Source organism: Pseudomonas sp. TMW22080 (assembly GCF_022496745.1).
GTDB lineage: Bacteria > Pseudomonadota > Gammaproteobacteria > Pseudomonadales > Pseudomonadaceae > Aquipseudomonas > Aquipseudomonas bubulae.
The window spans coordinates 307,242-322,124 of record NZ_SCFF01000003.1 but is presented as its reverse complement, the minus strand read 5'-3'; the positions used below and the strand labels follow the sequence as shown (position 1 = coordinate 322,124).

Here is a 14,883-nt window from a genome sequence, read left to right as displayed (position 1 = left end):
GCGGCAGAACAACTGCTTGCACGTCGATTGAAGAAATAATCCGTCAAACCCCCGTGCGCTAGGCCTTTGTCGCCAACAACTTGACAGTAGACGGCCCGAAATTAATGGGTGATCTTCTGTCTGCAGCAGTTGGATCCATAACAACAAAGATGGATTGGAAGGCCACCGGTATGGCTTTTTCAAGGAAGTCGCGGGAGCGCTTATGTGGCCATTGGCATTCACTCAATGGATTGAGGGCGCAGCATGAAGTTGCGCAACAGTTTTCAGGCGCGTATCAGCCTGTTTCTTGCCTTGCTCCTGCTGTTGGTGATCGGTGCGGTGTACTTCGCCGTTAAAGCCGTGACCATTACCGTGGCCAGCGATCAGGCGCAAGAGCAGCTCAAGACCGGAACCCGGGTGTTCGAGCGCTTTATGGATCTGCGCTGGCGGCGTATCCAGTACGGCCTCAACTGGCTGACCAATGACTCGGATTTCCGTGAGGCGACGATCAAAGGCAGCCCCTCGCTGATAGAGCACGCCCTGCAGGAGTTCGAGGCGAGCCTGCATGGCAGTGAGCTGTTTGTGCTGGATCTGGACGGCAATATCATCACCAGCACCCTCAAGGGCCTGCCAGCGGGGCAGGCATTTCCTTATGCCAAGGCACTGCGGCTGGCCCGTCGCAACACCCAGACCATGGTCATCGGCATCCTGGCAGGGCGCCCGTACATGCTGGTGCAAGGGGTGGTGCTGGGCCCTTTGCCTGTGGTGCGCGTGGTCTCGGGGATGCCGATGGACGACGTGTTTGCCCATGAATTGAGCTCCCTGAGCAACCTTGAAGTGTCGTTTATGACGGTCAAGCCAGGCGAAAGCGGAATACTGAGCAGCACGCAGCCGGACTTCATGAGCGCCAGCATTATTGAATTCGTGCAGGAGCATACGCCGGGCTCGACAATCCATTTCAGCGAATTCCACGGCCGGCGCTTTCTTGGCCAGATGCTGCAACTCGCCAACTCCGGTGACCCGGGCAACGGCCAAGTCATGGCGGTGCTGCAAAGCCCGCTGGATCAGACGATGCAGGCATTCGACTCGCTGGATCGCAAGTTTCTGTGGATATCCCTGGGGGCTTTGCTGGCTTCATTGCTCGGCGCCTTGTGGCTGGCGCGGGCGGTTTCGCGGCCGGTCAGCCTGTTGGCGGAGGCTGCGCAGCGCATTGGCCGGGGCAACTACGAAACGCCGGTGGAGCTTACACGCAGGGACGAACTGGGGTTTCTGGCCAAGGCGATCAATGCCATGCAAAGCGGGATTGCCGTGCGCGAGCAGCAACTGGCACATAACGCCCTGCACGACCCGCTTACCGGTTTGCCCAACCGCGCCCTGGCCATGGAACGCCTGGGCAGTGCCATCAGCGCAAGGCGCGGCGTGGTGCTGATTTACCTGGGGATCGAAAATTATCGTGTGATCAATGAGAGCTTCGGCCCCGAGGGTGGGGAACGGATCATGCGTGAGTCCGCCCGCGTGATGCTCGACGCTCTGCGTGAGCGCGATACGGCAGCACGCATCACCGGCAACGAGTTCTTGTTACTGCTTGAAAGCACCCAGGTCGATGTGGGTGTTGCGCTGGCTGACAGGTTGTACGCATTGCTCAAGCGTCCGCTGAGCATTGATGGGCACGAGGTGTTGCTGGAAGTCTGCATGGGCATTGCGATCTACCCGCTCAATGGGCAGAGCGCTGAAGAACTGATCAGCCGTGCTGCGATTGCATGCCGGGATGCCGCCGCCTTGCCGGGTTATTTGCAGGTGTATCAGCAGGACCGTGACCTCGCCCACCAACGGCAAATCCAGCTGATCCGGGACTTGCGCAGTGCCGCCAGCGATGGCCAGTTACAGCTGTATTATCAGCCCAAAATGGATATCCGCAGTGGCCATGTGCGCCAGGCTGAAGCGCTGTTGCGCTGGCAACACCCGGAACTGGGCATGGTCTCGCCGGCGGAATTTATTCCACTGGCTGAGCGCACGGGCAGCATGTTCCTGCTGACGGGCTGGGTCATCGAGGAAGGTATCCGTCAGTTGTCCGCGTGGAACCGCAAGGGCCTGCATATGCAGCTGTCGCTGAATATCTCGGCGGAGGATTTGCACGGTGAAAATCTGTTGATGACTGTCGAGCGCCTGCTCAAGCGTTATCAGTTGTCGGCTGAGCAACTGATATTCGAAATCACCGAAAGCACGGCCATGCGCGACCCCGAACACTCGCTCAACGTGCTGGAAAAGTTGCGTGACGGCGGGATCAGCTTGTCGGTGGATGACTTTGGCACCGGTTACTCGTCGCTGGCGCATCTCAAGCGCTTGCCGGTGCAAGAGCTGAAAATCGATCAATCGTTTATCCGCAACCTGGACGAAACCAGCGAGGACGCGGTGATCGTGCGTTCGACCATCGAAATGAGCCACAACCTGGGGCTCAAGGTGGTGGCTGAAGGCGTGGAGTATCAGCATACCCTTGAACTGCTCGAGCGCTGGCACTGTGATACGGCCCAGGGCTTTCTGATCAGTCGGCCAATGGAGGCCGTGGCGTTCGAGGCCTGGGTGTGGAAATTGCGGGCAACGGTTTAAAACCGGGCTCACAAAAAAGGCGGCTATCTCTCGATAGCCGCCTTTTTCAATACCAGCTGTAAATCTTACTCAGCCAGTTTGAACGCCATTACATAGTCACCTTTTTTGGTGCCCAGGCCGCCGTGACCGCCCGCCATGACCAGCACATATTGAGTGCCGTCCTTGCCGGTGTAGGTCATCGGGGTGGTCTGGCCGCCAGCAGGCAGGCGACCTTCCCACAGTACTTTACCGTTGCTTACGTCGTAAGCACGCAGGTACTGGTCAAGGGTACCGCTCAGGAAGGCCACACCACCTGCGGTGGTGAAGGTCCCGCCCAGGCTTGGAACACCCATGGACAACGGGATCGGTACCGGCGAGCTGTCACGCACGGTGCCGTTTTTGTGTTTCCAGATCACTTCGTTGTTGGTCAGGTCGACTGCAGCAACATAACCCCACGCCGGTGCCTGGCAAGGCAGGCCCAGTGGCGACAACAGTGGCTCCAGGATCACGCCGTAAGGTGCGCCTTTGTTCGGTTGAACGCCGGAGGTTTCGCCTTTGCGCGGGCCCATTGCAGCCACGTCGGCCTGCGGAACCAGCTTGGAGGTGAACGCCATGTAGCTCGGGTTCAGGAAGGCAATCTGGCGAACCGGGTCAACCGAAATGCCACCCCAGTCAAACACGCCGAAGTTGCCTGGATACACGATCGAGCCTTGCAGCGATGGCGGGGTGTACATGCCGTCATAGCGCAGGGACTTGAAGTTGATCCGGCACAGCATCTGGTCGAATGGGGTTACGCCCCACATGTCGCGTTCGGTCAAGACCGGAGGAATCATGTTCAGGTCAGAACGTGGCTGTGTCGGTGCAGTGTGGTCACCTTCAACAGCGCCGCCCGGGGCCGGAACCTCGGTGATCGGCACAATGGCTTCGCCAGTGCGACGGTCCATCACGTAGATGCTGCCTTGTTTGGTGGAAGCCAGCAGGGCCGGTTTCACGCCATCGGCGGTTTTCAGGTCCATCAGGGTTGGTTGACCACCTACGTCCATGTCCCACAGGTCATGGTGAGTAAGCGGACGGTACCAGCGGACTTTACCGGTGTTGATGTCCAGGGCGGTGATGCCAGCGGCATAACGCTCGGAATCTTCGGTACGGTCGCCACCATATTGGTCAGGCGTCTGGTTGCCCATCGGCAGGTACAGCATGCCGAGGTCTTCGTCGACAGCGAACATCGACCACATGTTTGGCGAGTTACGGGTGTAGGTTTCGCCTTCAGCAATCGGAGTGGTTTTCTCCGGGTTGCCGCTGTCCCAGTTCCATACCAGCTTGCCGGTACGTACGTCGTACGCACGGATCACGCCCGATGGCTCGTCGTTGGAAATGTTGTCGGTCACGTGGCCGCCAATCACGACCAGATCTTTGGTCACGGCAGGTGGCGAGGTGGAGTAGTAACCACCCGGAGCAAAGGTACCGATGTTGTGACGCAGGTCTACCGCGCCATTGGTGCCGAAGTCTTCGCACACTTTACCGGTGTCGGCGTTCAGGGCGATCAGACGGGTGTCGGCAGTCGGCAGGAACAGGCGGCGCGGGCACGAGTTGCTGGATGTAGCAGCAGCAGGCTCGGCAGCGCTTTGTTCAGTGCTGACTTTGGCGTAGGCGTTTTCGTCGTGATAAGTCACGCCGCGGCAGGTCATGTGTGCCCAGCCTTTGAAGTTTTCAGCGTTCTGAGTGCTGATCTTCGGATCGTAACGCCAGATTTCCTTACCGGTATCCGGGTCAAGGGCTATGACCTGGCTGTGCGGGGTACACACATACAGCATGCCGTTGACTTTCAGTGGGGTGTTCTCGGCGGTTGTTTCGCCGGGATCGCCTTCACCAGGGATGTCACCGGTGCGGAATGTCCAGGCTGGTACCAGCTTGTGGGCATTTTGCGGGGTGATTTCTTTCAGCGGCGAGTAACGGTCACCAAAGGCGGTACGACCGTAGGACTGCCAGTCACCATCGGGCATGGCCGGTGCAGCGTTGGTCATGCCAGGTACGGCATCACGGTCCAGTTGGCCTTTGATTTCACCCGGGCTGGTGAACTGGCTGGCCAGTGCAGCCAGACCGGCCAGCACTACGGCAACGCTCAGTGCGCCGGTGGCAACCGGTGCCGACTGACCGCGCAGGACAGGGCGACGGAACCATGGCAGCAGCAGGACGATACCGATGGCGAACCACATGGCCAGACGTGGCACCAGTTGCCACCAGTCCAGACCGACTTCCATCAGTGCCCATACGGTGCTGGCGAACAGTACCAGTGCGTACAGGGTCAGTGCTGCGCGGCGCCCGGCAATCAGCAGTGCGCCCGACAAGCCAAAACCGATCCCGGCCAGCAGGTAGTACCACGACCCGCCCAGCGTGACCAGTTTGATACCCCCGGCCAACATGGCCAGGCCCATTAGCAGCAGCAAGATACCGAGAAGGCTCGGTAGCAGGCGGCTTCGACTGAAAGCACCTTCAGTGCTCATAGTGTGGTTCTCCGTTGCGTTTGAGGTGTTCCCGCGAGGGTGGGGTCTTTAAGGGACGAACCGACGCGGGAGTGAATCAGCTAAATAGGTGTTCGATCACAACCTTCAAGGTTGTTGTTGCAGTCCGTTTGTCAGAACGCACTTTGAATTTTCAGACCGCCAATCAGTGCGTCATCCAGCTGGCTGACGCCGCCCGGGTGGCGGATGTACTGCAGGTTCGGTCGAACGGTCAGCCAGTTGGTGACGTGGATGCCGTAGTACAGCTCGGCGCTGTATTCAGTGTCCTGGGGAGGCAGGTAGTCCGGGTTGTCGAAATCGTAGATGGCGCGGGCCTGGTTAGTGGCCTGGGCGTTCTTGCGATAAGCCGGGTTGACGTGAACGCGCGCCATGGCAAAGCCGATATCGTCCTTGGGACGGGCATCGAACACGCCTTTGTAGACGACGCCAGCCTGGACGTAGTTGTCCACGGCATTGGTTTTCTTGTCGTGCATGGTGGCATTGGCAAACACACTCAAGCCCCTCGACTGGTCGCTGGCGCGGGTAGTGAGCTGTTGTTGCACACCCAGCCACATCCCGTGTTTGCTTGAACTGCTGCGATACGCTTCACCGGTCAAGGCTGCTGGCTGGCCGTTGGCATCTTTGTAAGCATCTGTTGCCTTGGCATTACTGTAGTAGTAACCCGCGCGGTATTCCCCTGGCAGGCCATTAATTTTTGGCGTCCACACCAGTTCGATCGGCAGTACTGCGCCCTGGGTGCCGCTGCCGCTGAGCTTGAAGCCGTTGCCGCGATCCAGGTTGGACGGGTTTTGCTCATAGGCACCGACCTGTGCGTACAACTCGGGGGTGAGGTGATACTTGACCCGCAGGGCCCACTGGCTGACGGGCCAGTTGTACCAGATGCTGCCGGCCCAGTTGCCCACCTGTGAGCCGCAGAACGCCAGGTTCTGGAAATCGCAAGGGAACGAGTTGAAATCTTCGCCCTGACCAAAGCGGCCGACTTTGATGTCGAGCTTCTGGTCAAAGAATTTCTGCTGGTACCACATTTGCGTCAGGCGCGTGGTCTGGCCACGGCCCCAGACTTCCTGGGCCGATGTGAAACCGCCCACCCGTGGATCGTTGATGCGGTCATTGCTGATGTTGTTGCCGCTGCGATGGGTGATGGTCAGCTGAAATTCAGCGTCGTCCCAGCCCAGGATCTTTTGCAGGTCCAGGTGCGTGCCCAGGCCGAACTGGTCGCTGTAGCGCGCCGTGCGGTCATGGTCATAGCCGCCGTGCAGGTTGGAGCCGACTTCGCCTACATAGTCGAGGGAAAAGGAGTAACCCTGCTTTTCCAGTTCGCTACGGGTACCACCCCAATCGCCGAGCATCCACTTGGAGTCAGCGTCAAAGGCGGGGGCCGCCTGCACGCAAGTAGCCAGGCCCAGAGCGGTAATGCCGCCGATCAAAGCCAGAGCTTTTTGCCCGGCAACAGGAAGCAGCGCGCTGTGTTTGCGCATATTCAGGAATGTGGACATAGGTCGAGATGCGAGTCTTTATAGGTATGGCTGTGGCAGTGGGTAGCGCTGTCTTTGAGGGCAGGGCTGACACTTCAGAGTTAAGGGCGGAATGAATCGTTTCAGCCCTTTATGCGGAAATGATAAAGCCCCGAAACGTTTAGAAACAGCACTTTAAGTGACATGGATCATTTCTGATTCAGTAACAGTGTGCTGCGACGGTTCGTCCCAGGGCTCTTTTGTCGCGCCCCGACTTGATTGGAGGCCGCGTATTTACTGCTGTGCAGCTTAGAACGTGGTGCGCAGGCCTACCTCGATACCACGCCCCGGTGCGGGGGCGATGTCACGTAAAATAGAACTGGCATAACGCACGGTCTGGTTGGTCAGGTTGTCGCCTTTGACAAACGCCAGCCACTGGCTGCTGCCCACATCGAAGTGATAACCGGCACTGGCGCCCAGAGTGGTGTAGCCATCAGTGCCCGATTCGTTGGCCGGCACACGGCCCTGATTGCTGGCATGTTCGACGTCAACCCGCGCTTGCCAGCGGTCCATTTCCCACAGCAAGCCGCTGCTCAGGCGCAGCGGGGCAATCCGCGGCAAGGCTTCGCCGGTGTCGAGGTTGGTGGCGCGGGTGTAGTCGCCCGACAGTTCCAGTGCAAACTTGCCATAGGCACTTTCTCCGAGCTTCCAGTGATCCTTGGCCTCAAAGCCGGTGAAACGCGCCCTAACCCCGGAATAGGTGTATTCCGGAATGCCGTCGGCGTCTGGCTCGCCTTCGTCGTTCAGTGTACGACCTGTACCCAGCAGACCGATGTAATTGGAGAAGTGGCTGTAGAACACCCCGATGCTGCCATTGTGGGTGCCATTGTCGAAGCGCAGGGCCAGGTCGCTGGATACGGCTTTTTCCTTCGACAGATTGGCGTTACCTACTTCATAGGTGCCGGTAGCGACGTGGGCGCCATTGGCGTACAGCTCGTAGAACGTTGGTGCGCGTTCGGTGTAGCCCAGGGTGGCCGCCAGCGACCAGATCGGGGTGAGGGTGAACACGGCGCCTGAAGACAGGCTGCCCGCCGTGAAACTCCTTGAACGGTCCGCCGCGGCAAAGCGCTCATTGCCCTTGGCGTCCGGGTCGACCACGGTGCGCGCAAGGCGCCCGCCGAGGCTCAGTTTGAGGCGCTCGGTGGCCTGCAGTTCTTCAAGCACAAACAGGGCGCCGCTGTTGGTGTCGGTTTGCGGTACGAAAGCTTCTTCACCAAGGGCCGAAAATTCGTTGCGATTGACCTGTGCGCCAATGACACCCTCAACCGGGCCGATCGGTACATGGCGGGCTTCAACGCGGGCTTCGTAGCCCTTGTTCTTGAACGTGGTGCCGACTTCGCCGCCCTCGATTTCGCGGTGCTCGTAATCGGTGTAGCCGGCATCTATTTTCAGCGAGCTGAACGGGCCTTGCAGGTTGCGGATTTCGGAGGCAAAGGCGTAGTGATCCTGCTTCATGCGGATGCGTACGTCCTGCTCGGCCGGTGAGCCGTAGTTGGCGTCGTAAGTGCTGTACGACAAGCCTGCGTAACCATCTTCCCAGGTGTAGGAACCGCCCACGGCACCGCCGTCCTGCCGGCCATTGCTGTTACCCAGACGGCCTTTTTTCTCGTCACCGTCTTCGCTTTCGGGGGCATGACGGCTGCGGGCATAGCCGGGGATTTTCAGGTCGTTGAACTCGCGGGCGTTGGCATCCAGATGCAGGGCGAAGGTGCCATCACCGGCTTCCAGCTTGCCCGCGCTGCTGCGGGTGGTGTCGGCACCGCCGTAGCGCAGTTCGCCTGCCCCGTGAATGCCGTCGATGGCGGTGGTGGGGATACGGTTGTCGAAGGTGTTGACCACGCCGCCGATGGCGTTGCCGCCGTACAACAGGGCGGCAGGGCCGCGAACAATTTCGATTCGTTCAACGTTGACCGGGTCCAGCGGTACCGCGTGGTCATAAGACAGCGATGAGGCATCCAGAGCGCCGACGCCGTTGCGCAAGATGCGAATACGGTCGCCATCCAGGCCGCGAATGATCGGTCGGCTAGCGCCCGGGCCGAAGTAGGACGAAGACACGCCGGGTTGTTTGTTGAGGGTTTCGCCCAGGCTGCCTTGCTGATTAAGGGTCAGGTCGTCGCCTTCCAGTACCGTTGTGGGTGAGGCCAGCTGGGTGTTGCCCAAGGGGTTGCCGGTAATGACTTGCTGGGGCAGATCGAGGGCGTAGGCCGGGGAGGCGAGCAGCAGTGCGGTGGCGAGCGGCGTTAGACGAAGGCGACGCAAGTGACGCGGGAGTGCAGGGGAGGACATTACAAGTTCCTTGGCAGGGTGACGAAAGAAAGCGGCGCTGAGCGCTCTTTGACTGGACAGGTATAGTTATAATATAACATCACTTTAATCTGTCAAAGCGGAACTTTCATTTCTGCCCCGGGACACGGCTAGACTGGTTGCTTGGCGAATGCACTTCCCCCTGAGCAGGTGCTCGGCTAAGGTGCGCGGCTTTCTCTCTTTTGCTTTAAAGGCCCGGCATGACTGAACCCAACAACAACCCATTGCACGGCGTGACCCTGGAACAGATCCTCACTGCGCTGGTGGCGCATTACCAGTGGCAGGGGCTGGCCGAGCGCATTGATATTCGCTGCTTCAAGAGCGACCCGAGTATCAAGTCGAGTTTGACGTTCCTGCGCAAAACCCCTTGGGCGCGGGAAAAGGTCGAAAAGCTCTATGTGAAATACGCCCGTACCAAGCGCGAGCTTTGATCGGCACATGAGTGCGTTGTCCAGGCACAGGCTCTGCCTGCTGCTGGCGATCCTGGGCTGGAGCGGCCTGGCGATTCAGCTTGAGCTGGTACTGTTCGCCCGCTGGCAGAGCGGTGCGAGTGTGGTGGGTGGGCTGGTGAGCTATTTCAGTTTTTTCACCATTTTGACCAACACCCTGGCCGCCAGCGTACTGACCTGTGCAGCCGATACCCCCCCGTCAAAAGCCAGGGCGTTTTTCTTGCAACCGTGGGTTAGCAGCGGCATTGCTGTCAGCATTATCGTGGTGGGAGCGGCGTATAGTCTGTTGCTGCGCCAACTCTGGCAGCCTGAAGGTCTGCAATGGCTAGCCAATGAAATATTGCATGACGTGATGCCGGTGCTGTTTACGCTGTACTGGTGGTTTTACGTGCCCAAGGGGTTGTTGCGCGTGAGCCATATCGGACTCTGGATGCTGTATCCGCTGCTGTATTTCGCCTACATCCTGTTGCGTGGGCACCTGCTGGGTGTGTACCCGTATCCGTTTGTCGATGTCGAAAAACTGGGCTATTGGCAGACGTTTATCAATGCTGGCGGAATTCTGGCGGGGTTTGTGGCGGTGGCATTGGGGGTGGTGGCGGTGGATCGTCTCAGGGGGCGCAAGTACTTGTAGCAGCTGCCGAAGGAACGAGGCTGCGTTCGGCTGCGAAGCAGTCGTATACACTGAGAACCGGGGTTAACTGGCTCAGCGTGGTGTCTGATATTGCGACGACTACGTCGCCGAACCCAGCCACGTTCCTTCGGCAGCTGCTACGGGGTGTAGGAGCAATTACTCTTCGGTACTGCCATCCAGGCGCCAGTAGCCCACAGCCTTGACGAATTCTTCGTTCAGGCCGTGGGTGTCCAGCAGCACTCGGCGCACTTTGCGCGACAGCGCGCTTTCGGTGGCCACCCAGGTGTACAGCGCACCTTCGGGGATGCTCAATGCTTCGACGGTTTTAAGCAGGTCCTCGCCCGGTACATCACGGTGTACCCAGATCACGTCAACCGCTGCGGCGCTGTGCAGGGGTTGTTCTTCAAGCGCGTTTTCGACCTCGATCACCACCAGGGCACGGCGGTTGGCAGGCAGCTCTTCAAGGCGCCGGGCAATGGCCGGCAGCGCGGTTTCGTCACCGATCAGCAGGTAGCTGTCAAAGATGTCCGGTACTACCATCGAACCGCGCGGCCCGCCGATATGCAGATACTGCCCGGGCGTGGCCTGGGCGGCCCAAGTGGCTGCCGGGCCGTCACCGTGCAGGACAAAATCGATGTCCAGCTCAAAGGTGTTCAAGTCAAAACGGCGTGGGGTGTAGTCGCGCATCGGCGGCATTCCACCTTTTTGCCCGGCGCTCAGTTCCAGGGTTTCCAGCGCTGCCTGTTCTTCGGCGGTCTGCGGAAAAAACAGCTTTACATGGTCATCGCTGCCCAGGCTGACAAACCCCGCCAGCTGTGGGCCTCCCACGGTAATTCGGCGCATGCGCGGGGTCAGGTCGACCACGCGCAGCACTTCGAGTTTACGACGTTTGATTTCATGCATGACCCGGTGAATGGTCTGGGGTGTGGCAGCATTCATTCAGCGTTCTCCTGCGCAGGCTGGGCAGATACAGGGCCATCGACGATGGCTTTGGCGGTGTTGTTGAGCAAGTCGCGTACACGCAGGATTTCTGCCGAGCTCCAGCGACCGTGGTGCATTTGCAGGGCATGGCGCAGGTTGTGCACCGCCTCGTGAATCTCGGCCGGGCGATCATGGCCGCGCAGTGAGCGCTTGCTGACGTCGATGCGCATCCGCACGCCATCGAGTGCTACCGCCTGATCGGTCAGGTACTGGCGACCGGCATCGGTCACGGTATAGCGTTTTTTTCCGCCTTCGGCGTCGCCCTGAATCAGCTCGCTCTCTTCAAGGAAGGTCAGCGTGGGGTAGATCACGCCAGGGCTGGGGCTGTAGGCACCGTCGAACAAACCTTCGATCTGGCGGATCAGGTCGTAGCCGTGGCAGGGCTGCTCGGCGATCAGCGCCAACAGCAATAACTTCAGATCGCCCGGGGCAAAAACCCGGGGGCCGCGGCCACCGCGTTCGCGACCGGGGCGTTTCTCGAAGCCGTCTTGACCCGCGCCATGTTCGCGGTGATGGGGATGATGGTCTCTCATTGTCTTTTCGCTCTCTCATTAAGTTAGACATAACTTAAGATATATCTTAAAAAATGTAAAAACCCAGTCGACGAACGGTAATGATTCTCAATGGGAGCGCTCCCACAGCTTGGCTATTTCGCTGCGGTGTGTACTGGCGCAGGTGCCAGGCACAAGGTGTTGGTGCCTGGTTGCAGATACGGCGTAAGGATCGGTGCCATGCCCTTGAGCACTTGCACCGGCAGTGCCGAGGTGAATTTGAAAGCCTCGGCCGAGCGTCCGGGAACGAACGCAGTCAAGGTGCCGAAGTGATGCTCGCCGATATAAAACACGAAGGTCGCCGTGCGATTGATCGACTTGGAGCTAAGGATACGTCCGCCAGCACCCATGCTTTCGATGCGGTTGTCGCCGGTGCCGGTCTTGCCGCCCATGGCCAGGGGTGTGCCGTCGTCGAGCTTGAAACTGCCCGATACCCGTCGCGCCGTACCGGCATCCACCACTTGCGACAGGGCTTCGCGCAGTGCCGTGGCTACTTCGCTGGGCATGACCCTTACGCCTGCGTCAGGGTCGTTGACCAGGCGGGTTTCATAGGGAGTATCTGCGGCGAAATGCAGGGTATCAATGCGTAATACCGGCAAACGTACGCCATCGTTAAGGATAATGCCCATCAGCTCGGAAAGTGCCGCCGGGCGATCCCCCGAACTGCCCAGTGCGGTGGCAAGAGACGGCACCAGGTGGTCGAAGGGGTAGCCGACTTTTTGCCAGCGCTGATGGATATCAAGGAAGGCTTCTATCTCCAGCATGGTGCGGATGCGGCTGTCGCGGGCGCTCTTGTGCCGGCTTTTAAACAGCCAGCTGTAAACTTCCTGACGCTCATGTTCGCTGGCGTCGACAGCTTGCTGGAAGGTGGCCTGCGGGTTATTGAGCAAATACCCCAGTAACCACAGATCCAGCGGGTGGACTTTGGCGATATAGCCCTGGTCAGGCAGGTTGTAAGCGCCGGGGCCATAGCCTTGGTACAACTTGTCCAGACGCTCGTCGGTGATCTTGTCGTTAGTCAGATGCGAGCGCACGAAGCGGTTGAAGGTAGCCTGATCGGCATGGGGGAACAGGTAACGATGCACTGCCGACATGCGAATGGCGGTGGGGTGCATGCTGTCCAGGAAGGTATCAAGGCGGGCCTTTGAGTCTTTCCCACGGTATTTTTTCCAGAACTTGAGCATGAAGGTGGTGCCTTCGCGGTCGGCGAAACGACTGAGGTATTCCTGGCGCATCGGGTTGCTGTCGTCACTGAGCAGGTCCGCGTTATTGCTCGGCGACTGATAGCTGGTGTAGCGCACCACGTCGCGCATCAGGCGCACAAAGGGGAGGTTGATCGACTCACGGATCGAATCGCGCAGCGTCGCGATGCGGTTGTTGTCCTGGCTGCGAAAGTTGTGGAAGTGATGCATGCCGCCACCGGTAAAAAAGCCTTCGCCGGGGTTGGCCGAGTACTGACGGTTGAGTGCGGCATCCAGCATGGGTGTCAGTTGTGCACCGGGGTTTTCGATCAGGTACGCCAGTGCCCAGCGGGTCAGCGGATCCTGGTGGGTGGTGGGGATTTTTTTCAGCGTCGTGCCAGGCTGGCCGCCGTAACGGTCATGCAGCTCGGCAATGATCTGCAGATAGGTGGTCAACACCCGCAGTTTGGCGGTGGAGCCCAGTTCCAGTTTGCTGCCTTCATTTATATCGAAGGGCTGGTCGGTGCTGTCGGTCTGCACCCGGGCGCGGGCGCCGTCCGGCGTAAGTTCAAACAGGGTGAAGCTGTAGCGCACTTGCGCGGTACTGGTGGGCGTTAGCAGGTAGGGGCCGAGCAGGCCGATTTTGCCGGCAAATGCCGGGTTTGCCAGCTGGCGCAGGTAGTCACTGACCTGGCCCTGCAAGTCGCCCTGCAAGGTGCTGGTGGCAGACAGGTCCAGGCGGTCGAGGTCATACAGCGGGCGTTTGAGCAGCACCGAAAGGCGGCTGCGGGCTACGCTGATGCCCTTGTTGGTTTCATTGGGTTGCAGGGTTGGCGCCTGCGCCCAGTCGCGGTAAGTCACGCGGCTGGCCAGGGCGGCGGCGGTCAGCGCCGGGTCGATCACATTGTTCTGCGCCAGCAGGCGGATATGGCTGTCGGTCAGTTGCGCGAGCTCATCACGGCCCTTGGCCAGGTAGTGTGAGGGCCGACGTTGGGCGATCATCAGCGACAGCACTTCACGCAGGGCCAGGCCTCTTGATGCGAGGCTTTTTGGGTCAGTGGCGGTACTGCTCAGTTGCTGGTTGATCTGATTGAAGTCGGCGCCGTACCACACCCGCAACCCTTCGGCCATGCCGTGAACCTCGCCGTGGCCAGGCACCGCCGACAGTGGCACGCTGTTGAGGTAATCACGCACCACCTTTTGCCGGGCTGGCAGGGTTTGCGGGCCGTTCTGATAGGCACGCACGCTGGCAGAAACCATCTGGCGCAATTTTTCGCCGCCTGAGAGCGTCAGCCCATCGGGAGAGTGCCGATACTTTTCCAGCTGGGTGGCCAGGGTACTGCCGCCCGCAGATTGCCCCGGCAAGTGCAGCAGTTTTGCAGCCTGGGAGTAGGCCGCCATGGCAAAGCGCGGCCAGTCCACGGCAGGGTTGGCCTGGGGTTCATCAGGGTTGAGCAGGTTGCGGTTTTCGATAAACAGCAAACTGTGAACCACCAGCGGGGGGATGCTTGCAAAGCTGGGATACAACTGCTGCGGGTACTTGTACTGATAAAGCGAACTGCCAGCGCAGTCGGTGATCGAGAGTCCGGTCTGAATTTTTTCTGAATAGGGTACGAAAAACCCTTTCTCGCTATAGCTCAAGAGCGCTGGTGAAAAGCGGCTTTGTTGAGTAATGACGTAATCACGTTTTTGAAGGCGTGCCAGAAAGTCGCCCAGTGCGCTGTAACCCAAGCGTTTATCGAAAGGGCCTGCGCCGGGATAAAGCATCGCGTTGCTGGGCCCTTCGTGCATCGAATAGCTGAGCGACGCAGCAAAACGGCTGAACTCGCGGGCTTGCAACTTGGAACTGCGCACCTCCTGGGCCATCACAAACCACAGCACAACCAGGACGGCCAGCACCCCAAGCCCGAGCACAAACCATCCATAACGCCTGGGCTCAGGAGGTTGTGGCGCAGGTGCGGCATCGTCCGTTACAGCTGATGACACCCTCGTCTTGCTGGAGTTGGAGTTCCACAGTACGCCCATAGTCGACAGATCCAGGTACGCATATTGGTTGCGCTTGATAGAAGCGTAGACGCTGGCAGATTCAGGTGAAAAATTTGTGAGGCTTATCTGGTGTTTCTATAGGCACGGTCTGCTGAATGGCTCTCATAAATCCAGGGTCGGGATGCATCCACAACGTGGC

9 protein-coding genes are annotated in these 14,883 nt (G+C 59.4%); 3 read left to right on the top strand and 6 right to left on the bottom strand.

Annotation, left to right across the window (positions count from 1 at the left end):
* Positions 1-243 precede the first annotated feature (243 nt).
* Positions 244-2,586: a GGDEF domain-containing protein gene (locus EQV96_RS11735; RefSeq protein WP_095025833.1), complete on the top strand. Its 2,343-nt coding sequence runs from the start codon at positions 244-246 to the stop codon at positions 2,584-2,586.
* 65 nt (positions 2,587-2,651) lie between these two features.
* Here the strand turns inward: EQV96_RS11735 and EQV96_RS11730 are convergent, their stop codons facing one another.
* The 3 genes from EQV96_RS11730 to EQV96_RS11720 form a co-directional block, all read right to left on the bottom strand.
* Positions 2,652-5,069, bottom strand: coding sequence for a glucose/quinate/shikimate family membrane-bound PQQ-dependent dehydrogenase (locus EQV96_RS11730; RefSeq protein WP_095018354.1), 2,418 nt, complete (start codon positions 5,067-5,069; stop codon positions 2,652-2,654).
* 131 nt (positions 5,070-5,200) lie between these two features.
* A complete protein-coding gene (locus tag EQV96_RS11725) occupies positions 5,201-6,565 on the bottom strand; it encodes a carbohydrate porin (RefSeq protein ID WP_095001628.1) in 1,365 nt (454 codons plus the stop codon).
* A gap of 285 nt (positions 6,566-6,850) precedes the next feature.
* Positions 6,851-8,887, bottom strand: coding sequence for a TonB-dependent receptor (locus EQV96_RS11720; protein ID WP_240882058.1), 2,037 nt, complete (start codon positions 8,885-8,887; stop codon positions 6,851-6,853).
* Between the two features lie 218 nt (positions 8,888-9,105).
* Here EQV96_RS11720 and EQV96_RS11715 point away from each other — a divergent pair, with 218 nt between their 5' ends.
* Both EQV96_RS11715 and EQV96_RS11710 read left to right on the top strand, forming a co-directional pair.
* Positions 9,106-9,336 (top strand): VF530 family protein, encoded by a 231-nt coding sequence (locus tag EQV96_RS11715; RefSeq protein WP_095001433.1) that lies wholly within the window; start codon positions 9,106-9,108, stop codon positions 9,334-9,336.
* A 7-nt stretch (positions 9,337-9,343) separates the two neighbouring features.
* Positions 9,344-9,985, top strand: a complete 642-nt coding sequence (locus EQV96_RS11710) for a Pr6Pr family membrane protein (RefSeq protein WP_095018356.1) — start codon at positions 9,344-9,346, stop codon at positions 9,983-9,985.
* A gap of 156 nt (positions 9,986-10,141) precedes the next feature.
* Here EQV96_RS11710 and EQV96_RS11705 read toward each other — a convergent pair whose 3' ends face one another.
* From EQV96_RS11705 to EQV96_RS11695, 3 genes are all read right to left on the bottom strand, one after another.
* Entirely contained in the window at positions 10,142-10,924 is a 783-nt protein-coding gene (locus tag EQV96_RS11705; protein WP_150629131.1) for a siderophore-interacting protein, read from the bottom strand.
* Positions 10,921-11,499, bottom strand: coding sequence for a PadR family transcriptional regulator (locus EQV96_RS11700; RefSeq protein ID WP_240882057.1), 579 nt, complete (start codon positions 11,497-11,499; stop codon positions 10,921-10,923). The genes EQV96_RS11705 and EQV96_RS11700 overlap by 4 nt, the downstream gene beginning before the upstream one ends.
* Positions 11,500-11,612: 113 nt before the next feature.
* Positions 11,613-14,723: a transglycosylase domain-containing protein gene (locus tag EQV96_RS11695; RefSeq protein WP_095025831.1), complete on the bottom strand. Its 3,111-nt coding sequence runs from the start codon at positions 14,721-14,723 to the stop codon at positions 11,613-11,615.
* Positions 14,724-14,883 lie beyond the last annotated feature (160 nt).

What these genes read in the sequence shown, in the direction of transcription:
- EQV96_RS11730 (WP_095018354.1), bottom strand. Translation starts at nt 5,069, where the DNA reads ATGAGCACTGAAGGTGCTTTCAGTCGAAGCCGCCTGCTACCGAGCCTT.
- EQV96_RS11705 (WP_150629131.1), bottom strand. Translation starts at nt 10,924, where the DNA reads ATGAATGCTGCCACACCCCAGACCATTCACCGGGTCATGCATGAAATC.
- EQV96_RS11695 (WP_095025831.1), bottom strand. Translation starts at nt 14,723, where the DNA reads ATGGGCGTACTGTGGAACTCCAACTCCAGCAAGACGAGGGTGTCATCA.
- EQV96_RS11710 (WP_095018356.1), top strand. Translation starts at nt 9,344, where the DNA reads ATGAGTGCGTTGTCCAGGCACAGGCTCTGCCTGCTGCTGGCGATCCTG.
- EQV96_RS11720 (WP_240882058.1), bottom strand. Translation starts at nt 8,887, where the DNA reads ATGTCCTCCCCTGCACTCCCGCGTCACTTGCGTCGCCTTCGTCTAACG.
- EQV96_RS11725 (WP_095001628.1), bottom strand. Translation starts at nt 6,565, where the DNA reads ATGCGCAAACACAGCGCGCTGCTTCCTGTTGCCGGGCAAAAAGCTCTG.
- EQV96_RS11700 (WP_240882057.1), bottom strand. Translation starts at nt 11,499, where the DNA reads ATGAGAGACCATCATCCCCATCACCGCGAACATGGCGCGGGTCAAGAC.
- EQV96_RS11715 (WP_095001433.1), top strand. Translation starts at nt 9,106, where the DNA reads ATGACTGAACCCAACAACAACCCATTGCACGGCGTGACCCTGGAACAG.
- EQV96_RS11735 (WP_095025833.1), top strand. Translation starts at nt 244, where the DNA reads ATGAAGTTGCGCAACAGTTTTCAGGCGCGTATCAGCCTGTTTCTTGCC.